Here is a 12,063-nt window from a genome sequence, read left to right as displayed (position 1 = left end):
GATTTATCGGCGGTTAAGGCGAATACCCCGAGGCGATTCACGGATCAGTCAGTGCAGGCGAACTGCGCAGCGATCAACTGTAGTACTTATCGTGCACGAAGGTAGATGGCGACACGAAGGGGGATAAGTGTGAGAAATGTCGCTAGCATCGTGAGCACCGTCCACGAGGGGGCGACGGCAAGTCCGAGCTGACCGCCCATAATGAGTACGAAGAGACTGATGAACCGGATGCGGAAAGCTGCCCAGAGTCGTTGGAACCGCTCGCTCACGAACGAGCCGTACGTCACAGCAATGCCGAGAACCCCACCGAGAAGTGTTGCGCCGGCAAGTCGTTGTGGTGTGACCGATACGGTGATTGAGAACGGTTCCCAGTACGCGAGCGCAACGAGTACGACCATCGCCAGTCCTATCCAGAGGAGTTCGTAGTAGACGCCTGGGCGAGAACCTGGCTCACCCCACTCCGTTGGAATTACTGACATCTACCGGGACAACGCACCCTCATAAGATAAGCGTTCAACTACGTTCTCAGTACCACTGGTACTCGGAACCATTAAGATTCGACAGCCTCGAAGAAGTCTTCTAGCCGACTGTCTCGGGATATTTCTTGCCCTCATTTCTCAGCACGTCTCAAGAGTGTAATGCAAGATATTCCAAAAATTGATCCAACGCGATTTTATACTCATAACCAAACGCGTAATTAATGGGTGTCCAAACCTTTGAAACTACTCTCAGGAACACACGAATGCCACTCCTTGTCGATCCTTCTCCCCGGGTGATTGCCCGACTGATCGACTATCTTGGCGAGACTGATCGCAATCATTCGATCAACATTCTCGCATCCACTGACTCACTCAAAGCGGTCTTTAATGACTTCTATACTGCGACACGAGCAGCTGACTGCGTCGCGGACAAGAGTCTCACAATCCATATTCTCCAGGACCCGACTGAGAACACGGTTCTCGTTGGAACTGATACTGTTTCACCGCTCATTTGTGTGGAAGATGTTGAAGCGATTATGACTGATAATGACGATCTCGTAGAACAGGCACAGGCCTACCGCGACCAATTCGAGCACGCCCACACGTACAATATACGAGAACCACCTCTCTCGATGGTTGAGAAAACTCTTGCCGAGGAGTTTAACGAAAGTATTGCGACTGATTTCCGAACCACAATTGAACGGATTGAGGGCGTCAACGAGGATACTAATGCTGTTACTGTCGCGCTGCTGATTGCTGCAAAACACGGTGAACAACAATATCGAATTTCCAAATGGGGAGAGGATGTCGGAATCAGTTCGAAAGCGACGTTCTCACGGAGAAAAAGCATCCTTGAGGATGAAGGTGTGATCACGACAGAGAAAGTTCCAATGGACATTGGCCGCCCACGGCATCGACTTCAGTTGACTGAGGAAAACGCGGTTCAGTCATATCTCGGTTGAGACACTAGTGATCAGTGGCTCTGTTCAAATCCTATTCATCAGATAGAAATTGGCTGAAACAGCCATTAGTTAAGGAGTTCGAAATCATCTGCCCTGTTGAAATCCTCTGCAGTTGATATTTTTGAATCCGAAATCTCTCAGTACAGAGGGCTCACGGATCGGTCAGTACAGAGGAACCACTTTTCGGTAGGTACTTTGTTCAATTCTGTTGATTTACGATTATGGTCTCCCGTGAGAACCAGAAACTAGCCGCCTCTGCTGTGGTTGTCCTCGTTGCTATTGTCGCCCTACGGGCTTTGACGGATTTTGGGCTGTTGTCGAGGTTTACGATTGTCGTCTTCGTTACAATCGTTACACAGTCTGTTTTTGAACGGGTGTATCAGTAAGCACTATTCACCTACTGGCTGTTTCATACTATATTATGTCTGAAGAAGAGGACTTCGACAGATCCGAATTAATCATAACGAATAGTCTTGTCAGTGACCTTCTGGGGAATATACACCCGATGCTCTTTCCAAAGATCTTCGCGTTGAGTTGAGAAATCTTGTTCACGTGAATTAGGGGAGACAAGTTCAATTGAACTGTTAAGAGTTTTTCCCCAGGGGATTTTTTCTCCGTGCTCAGTCCAAAGAACAAGGGGATCTCCCTCCTCAACCGGCTGACTACCACTCACCTCAAGTTGAATATCCACCGTAACCGGTAGCTTGACTGGGTCACGAGCGACCCACCAAGCTAGTCCTTTGTATCCACCCTTTCGATAATACGAATCAGCGACGAGTGGGCATTGTTTTTCATCCACCAATACTAACCAAGACAGCTGATCCTGTATCTCTAACCCTGTCCTAAAGATACTATGCCCACGCTGTGAGTTAATCGGCGGAATACGATCCTGCGTACCCAATGCAAGAGCCACCCAAAAGAATAGCGTTGTGTCTCGGGGAATCACCAGTTGGTGATGTTTCCCATCAAGTGGAAGTTTTACCTCAACAGCTGGGTGGGAAAGATTAGCAGTTTGAGTCACGAAGCGAGCCTCCTATCCGTTAATTATTCTAGTTCAATCTCCTTTTCGTTTTGGAATTCCTGCTTCAAATATCGGGCAAGGTGATCAGCAAATAGTTCAATTCCCTCCTCGGAAAATTTGAGATGAACCTCCTCTGGAATTAGAGTAACTACCTCGCTTGCAGCCTTTTCGGCAACTGGTCTGATGTTCTGCTCTTTAATACTCCAATATCCTAAGAAAAGAATAATCCCACTGGCCTCAGTATCAGTTGCAGATTCAAGGGAAAAATCGCGTATTTTCTTAGGGGTGGAAGGCTTGTCTTCAAAAAGTTGGTATCTCAGGCCGTTCGTCAATACCCCAAATTTAGCACCAGTATCATTCATATACTTCTTTAGCTGCGATATATGGCGATTTAAAGACCGTTGGGGAGATTTGAATTCATATACGACCGTATTCGTATCTCGGTAGGTGCCTCCATATCCGGAGGTAATATAATCAACATAACCGCTTGGAACCTCGCATTCACTTCGGAGAGTCGTTCCCACTTCGTACCCTAATTGCTGGAAATAGCCTTCATTCAGGAATACCATCTGTACTTCATCTTCTGAGAAATCGTCCGAGACAACTTTCCCGATCTCGTTCAAGGTTTTTGTGAACTCGGCAGTTTCAAGCAAGAACTCAGGTCCAGATCCCATACATCGTATAGTAGTTCAGCTATAGAAATTCCTTGTGCGAAAAAGTGCCAGATAACGATTCGCAAGAAATTCGTTTTGACGGCCTTATTGAAATCCTCAATCGATGATCGATTTTAGTGTTCTTCAACTGGCTTCTTTGATGAAACCGCTGTTCATCATAAGAGATCCAGGGTGGATGACCAGCCCGTCAACGGCGATGAAAGCGAAAGCAACACCGTACAGGATGACGATAGCCCGGACGAATGAGCGCCCCTTCGCTGCCGACTGGCGACGAGGTCTCCAAGCACGTCTCGGCCGGTCGCCGCGACTGCCTCTTCACGGTCGTGTTTGACGGACACCGCCAGTAGAGTCCGCCTTTTCATTCAGCTCCACTACCACGTCTCAACCGACCCAATGGAGTGGGCCTGGATCGCCCGGATGGACCACAACGACGTCCATACTGGGGCACAACGTGTACAACAAGGGACACCACGTTGACGTCGCCCGACAGTCGAAGCGAACCGTCCACCCCAAGCTCACACACTCCCCGCTCCCGCCGAGTCGGGGGCAGTGATCCGCGGCTGCGTCGACTACTTCAAACGTGAAGCCGCGTACTTCAGCGATGTCTACGAGGAACACCGGTCACTAGGACGGCCGCCGTCGTGGTCGAATGGGGTTGAACCAGCACCCACGTATATCCCTTCGCACTGGGTAGAAGAAGGTATGAGCCGGGAAGCTCCCACTGATACCGACGCCATCTCGGACGAGGAGCTCACTGAGCTGCTCGCCGATGCTGAGGAAACCACGCCAGAGGCGATCGAGCGCGGCGCCGACGAACTCAAGATTGCTTCGCCTGAGGAAGCAACCGTTGTCGACGAGTGACGTCCTAATCTTAGCAGAACTGTTAATTAAGTTCCGTAGTGCGCGTTATAGCGGTGTTTCGTCCACGTCGTCGGAACGGTCATACGCGTCAGTCACACCCGTTGGTTCGTTCTCGCCCCGGTCGTAGGCTGTTTTCCATTCTTTCGTCGCTTCAGGGCTATCGGCACCATGTTCGGTGTGACGTGCCCGGACGTTCAACAGGACAGGCGTGTTCATCGCGTCCCCGGCCACCACGGCTTGCCCCGGCGTGAGTCCCGGTAGTTCATCAAGTACGTCCTCTCCGGCGCTTTCAACTGACGTGCGGATCGCCTGCTGGTCGTTCGGATTCTGGATCTGCATAATGATTTGTGTGCCGCACTGTGAGAGTACATCGGGATCGATTTTCGACGGGCGTTGACTGATGATACCAACCCCGAACCCGAACTTCCGGCCTTCCGAAAGGATCCGGCGAAGAATCCCAAGGCTCCGAGCGTCTCCGTCAGGCGCGAACCGATGTCCCTCTTCGAACAGTGAAAAGACAGGATGGTCGATCGCGTCGTCTTCGCCTCGCGTCGCCGCTTCCCGTGCCTCGTACAACTTCCGGAGCAACGCGGCGGCGAGCATCTGCTGATCGGACTGCGACAGCCGATTGAGCTTGAGAACCGTTACTTGCCCGGGGGCAACAAGATCGGTAAGATCGTCGCGCGCTGCCGGAACGAACAAGTCGCGGTTGAGCGACTTGTTCAACCGCCACGCGAGCGCATCGACCGTCCCGCTGCGTTCTCCCTCAACCGCTTCGCACTTGTTGATGATATCTTGCGGGGTGATGTGGTTGCTCTCGTCGGTGAGGTCCCGCCAGGCTTCGTTAAGCACGTACCGCATCCGGTCGCTTGGGCCGTCAAGCAACGCGAGCAAGTCACTGTATGTGAGATCCGGAATCGGGATCGTGATCTCATCAGGTGTGATGATTTCGATCTCTGGCCGGTACCCGTCGTCGCCTTCGAACACATGGCTGTGTTTGTCGCGCCGCATCTTTCGGAGCGTATCGTATTCCCCGTGCGGGTCGAAGATTAGCATCGCGGCACGCGACGCCGGCCGCATCATCTCCTCAATAAGCACACTCGCTGTGTAGGATTTCCCGCTGCCGGTTGATGCGAGGATCGCTAGGTGTGTCGCTGCGAACGTATCGATCGGGATGTGTATGTTCGCGGCTCCGTGCGGCCGATTCAGTAGCCATCCGAGGTGTCCCGTCCCGCTTTCTGAATCCCAGTCCGCACTCGGCAGGACGGCCTCCAAGTACGTGTCGGCAGCAAGCAGTAGTCGCGTTCCTGGCTGCGGTTGAATACGCGGGTTCGTGAATGTGGATATTTGCTCGTCGAAATATCCGATCGTTCGGGCCGTGAATCGACTGAGTTCCGTATCCTCTGTCGGCACGCCGAGGGCACCAGCGACCTCAGCCGGATCCACATCCGGGTTCGCCAAGAACTCTCCCGGTAACCCGCGTTCCTGCGCTGTATTCGTCACCCGAGCAAGGATCGCTTCTTGCTCACCACCAACAGTTGCGTTGTACGCGACGAATTCCCCGGTTCGAAGCCCTTGATCGCCGGGTGCGATGAACTCAAACTCCGACGGGTCGTCACCGGGGCATGCAACCGTTCCGATCGGTGTCTCGGTGAGCGCTGGAAGATCGCGTGTCGCCGGTGGACTCGGGAGATCATCATCGTCGCTCGTCATCGAATCACCCCGCGGCTCTCGCTGGACTGCCAGCGGACTTTCTTTTCGACGACATCTAACACGGCGTCAGCGTCCGTGAGTCGCCGCAACCGGTCTACGATAGCTAATGCGACTTCCGGGCCGAACTGGCCGGCCGTGGCGATCAATCGTTCGTAGTACTCCAAATTGAGCGTCCCGTCATACGTGTGGAACTGTCGGAATCCGTCATCCGAGAGTGCGTACACGAAATCATCGATGTCAAGCGTCCATTGCGGCATCGACTGCGATACTGCGGTGAACGATTGCGGGTCGTCTCCATCGTCACTGCTCGATTGCCGGTGCGGATCAGCGTTGAGTTCGGCTGTCCCGAGGAGAGCTATCCCGAGCATCGTTTGCTTCTCGTTCACATAGCCGGGGACGAACATTTCCTGATCCGGGGCGGAAAGCCGTGGCCCGTCACGTCCCTGGTCAGGGTCAACGAGCTGCGTGTCGTACACGACACCGATCACAGCGTACGGAGTGCCGCGAACGGTTTCCGTGGCGTACACGGGCTGGCCGAACTCGTACTCGTCGCGTGTCGGCGGATCCTCACGTTCACCGTCACGGAACGTCTGCGCGACGTAATCCATCTGCGTGTGTGAGTGCACGATACTTCCTAACGTTGTGTCGTTCGGGGAGATCACTGCCGTCGAATCAGCCGCGTTCGGTTGGTGTGTCATAAATTGTGTGTTCGTATTATCGGCGGCGACGTTCCTTCGAGAGGGCCTTCGCATCCCACTCGATCGGTAGGTCGTGTTCGTCTGCGAACTCCTGTACTAGCGCGAGGAACCGGTTTTTCGCTCCAGTGTCTAGCACCGCGTTGGCATCGGCTTGCTGCAGGACCTCTGGGTACCCACGTCCAACGCCGGCCTCCGCGCGTACGACATTGAACACGTACTCTGCCCAGTTGTCTCGAAGCACCCAGCCTGGAAGCTCAACGCGATCGAGAGCGTCCCCACCCGGAATGTTGAGGTACGCAAACAACACGTCGTCCCAGAACTCGTACGCTTCGCCGCGGTACTGTGTCGTCAGCGCGTCAACCGCGCCGTCCTGCCGGTTGCTGAATAACTGCGATCGGTCACCCCAGTGGTTGATGAACGGGTCAAGGATCCGGGAGTCCGCGACGAACGGCCGGTCACCTAACGCGTCCGGGTACTGCCGGCGCAGCAGTTTCGCCAGGTTCGTGCTGCCGCTCCCGGCCGTGTACCCGACGACCGGGACGCCGTGATGTTCCGACGCCGCCAGCACCATCGACATCGGCTCACGGTAATACTCATCTCGGATGTCCGGCGTGAACGTGTTAGCGAACGACGGCACGAGCGGCCCATCATACAACACGACCGGCGGTGGCGTCACGTCCGCGAATCGCTCAATACAATCGATGATCGTCCGCGCTTCCTCACGGTACCGTTCGTGCGCCGGTGCCTGCCCGTCCACGTACCGACGCCCGTCATCACGGTCTTCCGTTAGATCAGCGGGCACAAGCAGCCGAGTTGTGACGTCCTCCTCGTAATCACGCGACGGTGAATGCCCATTCCGGCACCACGCCGTCTGCACCAGTCCGAGCGGCACTGTGAATTCGCGTGTCGGCCCGATCTCCGACCCGTCCGCCGCTACCGTTGACACACCAGCTAACACGTCTGCTGCGAACTCGTTCACCGCTTCGTGATTATCCCACGGCACCGACACGTCGAACGGCACAACCGGGCCCGACCTCTCGTCCCATTCCCCTGTCGGGACCGCACCCGGGTACGAATCCCGATCATCACCAACCACGTCACGAATCACGGCTTGCGACTCTGTCACCGCCTCGCGGAGACGGTCACGGTACACCTCGACGACACGCGTATCGTTATGCGTGAAGCGATGAATTTCCGTTTTGTTCGCTTCCAGTTGTTCGGCGACACGGTCAGGGTACAACGGCATTACTGAGACACCACTCGCGTAACCTCATCAGTCTCATCTTTTTCAAGCACGACTGCGCGTTCTGTCATCGCCTCGAACGTCCGGTCGTGACTCACTACGGTCAACTGTCCGAGCCCCTCAAGCGACTCCAACTGATTCACGAGGTTCTGCTTCTTTTCCGTATCCAGATTCGCCGTCGGCTCATCTAAGAACGCCATCCCGACGCTCGCAAGTCGCTCAAGAATCGCCAAGCGGACAGCGAGCGCTGCCGCCATTTTCTCCCCGCCGGACAGCGAATCGAACGGCTTGTCCTGCCCTTTCACGCGGACACGGAGGTTGTACGTCTTATCCCACACCAGCGTCTCCGTCGGATTCCCGCGGAGCTGCTGAAACACCTCGTTCGCGCGATGCCCAATATCCGTCGTCATCAGGTCACGCAGATCCGCCGCCCCTTGCTGTAACGTGTTCCGCGACCACCCGGCGAACCGCTTGTCACGTTCTAGCTCAGTAATCTCCGCTTCGAGTGCTTCCTTTTCGGACTGTTTTTCGTACAGGTCGTCCAGTTCGCTCCGGGCGTCACTCAGATTCCCTTCAACGGTCTCTCGCTTGCCTGTGAGCTGATTTTTCTCCGCCTCAAACGATTCAATATCGGTATCCAAGGCCTCGAACCGTTCCTCGTCGAACTTCGATTCCAACTCGCTGATTTCTTCTCTGACTCCCTCCGCTTCAGATCGGAGGTCTGCTAATTCGGACCGCGCTTCCTCTACCGCCTCTTCTCGCTCGTCACGTTTACTCGCCTCTTCCTCGTGAGCGATGTACGTTTCATACCCTTCCTTCGTCTCCTCTAGCGTCTCTTTTACCGCGTCAAGCTCCGAATCAAGGTCACCGTACGACGCGATCTCCTCATCGAGCTCCGCGACTTCAGCCTCTAACTCCCCGATACGCTCCTGAATCGACTCTACCTCTGATTCAGCGGACTTGTTATCTTCGTACCGTGTCTCCGCTGCCGTGTAGTCCTCTTCAACACCATCGAGTGCTTCGAGGCGACGCTGCTTCTCAGGAAGGTCTTCGGTGCGGGCTTCGAGCTCGGACTGCTCGCTCTGTAACTCCTCGATTGTCAATTCGAGGTCACCGATTTCCTCACTCAAATCGTCAATCTCGGATTCGTGTTCAGGGATTTCCGCCACCGCATCGGCTGCGGCTTCGGCGTCATCGATCTCGTCGGCGAGTTCGCTGAGCCGCGAGTTGATCCGCGGGAGTTCCGACGACTCGATTTCCTCGATCCGCTCTGTGTTCTGCTCGATCACCGAATCGCGGTGGTCCGCCGTGATCGGTCGATCGCACGTCGGACACGGCACGTCCGACGCTTCATCCACGTCGATTTCCCTTAACTCCTGGTTTTGCGCTTCTAACTCTTTCACCCCCTTTTGTAGCGACTCTCGTTCGACAGACAACTCACGGCGCTCTTCGCGCAGAGTTTCGAGTTTCTCGGCCTCGTCACGTTGCGCCTCAGCAGCCTCGATCTGGTCTTCGAGTTCCTCAATTGCGTCTTCGAGTGCCGAGATCTCGGCTTCGTGCTCGCCGATCTCCGAATCAATCTCAGCGATCCTCTCTGCGTCGTCCTCAAGGTCCGCGACCTCCGTCTCTAACTCTCGGTACTCCTCGACGTCTGATTCGAGTTCTTCGAGCCGCTGTTTCGCTTTCTCCGCCGTCTCAACTGCCTCCTCTTTCTGCTCAGCTTTGGTCTGCTTCTGTTCAATTTCGCTTTTGATCTCGTCGCGCTCACCGACTAACTCATCGCGCTCGGCGATTTCCTCTTCCAACTGTTCACGCTCGCTCTCTGCCTCGCGGTGCGCCTCGTACTCATCTTCGACATTGGACAGCGTCTCGACCGCGGCCTCGGCGTCCGCCAGCGCTTCTTCGGCCTGTTCGAGTTGCCGGTCTGCTGCGGGAATCTCCGTGTCCTCAAGCGATTCCAACTCTCCCCGCTTCTCATCAAGCGCAGCCTCGACTTCCTCAAGCGCCGCGTATTCCGCCTGTAGCACCGTCACACGGTGTTCTATCGCCGCAATTTGGGCCTCGTACCCTCGTAACTCGTCCTCCAATTCTTCGACTTCTGATTCGACGTCCGGCAAGTCATTCAACTCGCCGCGGAGTTCGCTGACCTCCTCGTTTTTCGCGCTGATTTCCTCGTCGAAATTGCTTTCCAGGCCGCTCAACGACTTGTACGCCTCACGGTACCGCTCGATATCGAACAACGGGTCGAACGTGTCCACCCGGTCCGTCTCACTTTGCGTGAAATCAGCGAGGAAACTCGTCTGCGGCACCCCGACGCTCCGCTCCCACACTTCCGATAAATCGTCCGCATCGTCCACGCCGAGTTTCTCCGCCACCCACTCTTTGATCGCCGACCCGGTGTCCAGTCCGAGCGCATCCCCGTCCGCATCAAGCACATCGAACTTATACCGGCCGGCCCAGCGCCGCACCGTGTACACCTCACCCGTCTCAACGACCCGAAACGTCACTTCGACGTGCCCGGACGCTTCACCGTCCCGCACGAGCCGGTCCTGGTTGTCGAACGGGTGCGTGTCGAATAACGCGAACCCGACCGCTTCCTGCACCGTGCTTTTCCCCGACCCGTTCTCCCCGACGATCGCCGTGACACCGTCGCCGAGCTCGATCGTCGTCCGGTCCGCGTAACTCTTGAAATCCACTAACGTCACCGACTCAATAACGACCGTCACTCCGCCTCACCCCCATTAACGGCGGCCGCCTCATCCGTCCCCTCTGGCTCGCCGACGCCATCCGGGAACAACTCCCGGCGCCGCTCTCGCAAGTACGACGCCGCTTCACCGACATCAGCGTTATCCTCAGTGACAAGCCCTTCAAGCTCGTCCAGCGTCGCTGCGACGTCATCTGCGGCAGCACTGTACCGCGACTCCTCAGCAAGCGTTGTGAACACGCCTTCCTGTAACGCGTCCGTGTTCACCGTCCCATCTGCCGCGAACGCCTCGTCACGCTCAATATCGCCGAGCAGTTCCTGAATCGCTTTCCGCTCCGTGTTATCCGTCGGCTGGACATACAACGCCTCCAGCGTCTCTCCCGCGATATCACGTAACGCATCGACGTCGAACGCGACGTGATCGAGCAACAGCGTCCCAGTCAACCGCAGGTTCACGATCGGATCACGACGCGACCCGTCACCCGCCTGGAACTCGGCGTTACTACACACGCGTTCGACCATCCCTTGCTCGTCACGCACCGCGTCCTCGAACGCGGTGCGGAGGTCATCGAACGTCCGGTACCCCGACACGTCGAACTCGACCGTCACGTACGGCCGTCGCTTCGAAGCACGGTGGTCTGCAGACCAATCAGCCGCATCCACCACGTAGTACCCGTGTGCGTCGTCCCACCGCCCCTCTTGGATCGAGAATGCTTCCAAACTCCCCGGGTTATACACGTTCTCCACCTCGTACCGCTTGTGAATGTGCCCGAGCGCCACGTAGTCCACCGCGTCCATCAACGGCGTTAACGACGCGACGGACACCGTCGCACCCAGGTCAGGCACCGCGTCATCGACACCGAAGTGCGCTAACACGACCGTCGCCGCCGGCTCACCCTCGGACGCGTTCACGGCTTCGATCCCGTCCACGACCGCCGAGATCTGTCGTTCCATATACGCGCCGCGGTACTGCACGCCGAACACACGAACCGTTCCCTCATCCGTCTCCAGATCGACGTACCCGCCACCACCGTTCCGTGGAGACTCCACGTCAGTCGGAGCAAACGACGCACGGTCATCGGCGAAATCAGCCGACAGCAACGTGATAAGCCCCTTGTTGTTTAGGTACTGTAGCCACGTCAGGTTCCGTCGGCGACTCATATTCTGATCGTGATTCCCCGGACTCACGATCACCGGGACCTCAACATCCGCGAGAACGTCTTCAACCGATGCGAGAGTCTCCGGCCGCACGTCCCGACTGTCGAACAAGTCGCCCGGGAGCAACACCGCATCGGCATCCTCGGCCGAAACTTGCGACAGCGCGTGCTGGAACGAGAGTTTCGCGTCAGTCGCCCGTTGCGACACGCCGTACTGCTGCCGACCGAGATGAATATCCGCCAAATGGAGGAATCGAGTCACACATACATCACTTCTCGGAGGGGTTATAAACCTACACTCAGCGTGGTGAAAGTAAAATATGTACCTCAGTCAAGTTACGCGGTGACTGAGGGAGTTAGATCATAGACTACGCCCAGTAATAGCCTGTATTGACCATAGCCGGTATGAAAATGCTACCAATTTAGCAGTTAATCAAACCCATCTGGCTCTGTTGAAATCCTCTGCAGTTGATATTTTTGCATCCGAAATCTCTCAGTACGGGTGACTCACATATCGAGGTGAGGTCCCGACCTACCAAACTCGTGTGAGA

General features: G+C 55.9%; 10 protein-coding genes. 2 read left to right on the top strand and 8 right to left on the bottom strand.

Features of this window, described 5'->3' with window-relative positions:
• Positions 1 to 86 precede the first annotated feature (86 nt).
• A complete protein-coding gene (locus tag AXA68_RS08480; protein WP_066415330.1) occupies positions 87 to 479 on the bottom strand; it encodes a hypothetical protein in 393 nt (130 codons plus the stop codon).
• 221 nt (positions 480 to 700) lie between these two features.
• On the opposite strand from AXA68_RS08480, the gene AXA68_RS16720 reads away from it, so the two are divergent.
• Positions 701 to 1,441, top strand: coding sequence for a transcriptional regulator TbsP domain-containing protein (locus AXA68_RS16720; protein ID WP_157884806.1), 741 nt, complete (start codon positions 701 to 703; stop codon positions 1,439 to 1,441).
• Positions 1,442 to 1,895: 454 nt separating this feature from the next.
• On the opposite strand, the gene AXA68_RS16045 is transcribed toward AXA68_RS16720, so the two are convergent.
• Together AXA68_RS16045 and AXA68_RS16040 are read right to left on the bottom strand one after the other, a co-directional pair.
• Entirely contained in the window at positions 1,896 to 2,462 is a 567-nt protein-coding gene (locus AXA68_RS16045; RefSeq protein ID WP_080505200.1) for a hypothetical protein, read from the bottom strand.
• A 23-nt stretch (positions 2,463 to 2,485) separates the two neighbouring features.
• Positions 2,486 to 3,136, bottom strand: coding sequence for a type I restriction enzyme HsdR N-terminal domain-containing protein (locus AXA68_RS16040; protein WP_080505199.1), 651 nt, complete (start codon positions 3,134 to 3,136; stop codon positions 2,486 to 2,488).
• Between the two features lie 702 nt (positions 3,137 to 3,838).
• On the opposite strand from AXA68_RS16040, the gene AXA68_RS17325 reads away from it, so the two are divergent.
• Positions 3,839 to 3,997, top strand: a complete 159-nt coding sequence (locus AXA68_RS17325) for a hypothetical protein (protein ID WP_232745088.1) — start codon at positions 3,839 to 3,841, stop codon at positions 3,995 to 3,997.
• Between the two features lie 45 nt (positions 3,998 to 4,042).
• Here AXA68_RS17325 and AXA68_RS08465 read toward each other — a convergent pair whose 3' ends face one another.
• The 5 genes from AXA68_RS08465 to AXA68_RS08445 all read right to left on the bottom strand — a co-directional run bounded on the left by AXA68_RS08465 (position 4,043) and on the right by AXA68_RS08445 (position 11,774).
• On the bottom strand, positions 4,043 to 5,710 hold the full coding sequence (locus AXA68_RS08465) for an ATP-binding protein (RefSeq protein ID WP_066415325.1): 1,668 nt from the start codon (positions 5,708 to 5,710) through the stop codon (positions 4,043 to 4,045).
• Positions 5,707 to 6,318: a hypothetical protein gene (locus AXA68_RS08460; protein ID WP_232745087.1), complete on the bottom strand. Its 612-nt coding sequence runs from the start codon at positions 6,316 to 6,318 to the stop codon at positions 5,707 to 5,709. The genes AXA68_RS08465 and AXA68_RS08460 overlap by 4 nt, the downstream gene beginning before the upstream one ends.
• Positions 6,319 to 6,424: 106 nt before the next feature.
• Positions 6,425 to 7,654, bottom strand: coding sequence for a DNA double-strand break repair nuclease NurA (locus tag AXA68_RS08455; protein ID WP_066415321.1), 1,230 nt, complete (start codon positions 7,652 to 7,654; stop codon positions 6,425 to 6,427).
• Complete coding sequence (locus AXA68_RS08450; RefSeq protein ID WP_066415320.1) at positions 7,654 to 10,377, bottom strand: AAA family ATPase; 2,724 nt, start codon at positions 10,375 to 10,377, stop codon at positions 7,654 to 7,656. The genes AXA68_RS08455 and AXA68_RS08450 overlap by 1 nt, the downstream gene beginning before the upstream one ends.
• Complete coding sequence (locus AXA68_RS08445) at positions 10,374 to 11,774, bottom strand: metallophosphoesterase family protein (RefSeq protein ID WP_066415318.1); 1,401 nt, start codon at positions 11,772 to 11,774, stop codon at positions 10,374 to 10,376. Before AXA68_RS08445 ends, AXA68_RS08450 begins: the two co-directional genes overlap by 4 nt.
• Positions 11,775 to 12,063 lie beyond the last annotated feature (289 nt).

It is taken from the genome of Halorubrum aethiopicum, from assembly GCF_001542905.1.
Classification (GTDB): Archaea; Halobacteriota; Halobacteria; order Halobacteriales; family Haloferacaceae; genus Halorubrum; species Halorubrum aethiopicum.
The sequence above is the reverse complement of the archived record's forward strand: the minus strand, read 5'-3'. Positions and strand labels throughout refer to the sequence as shown.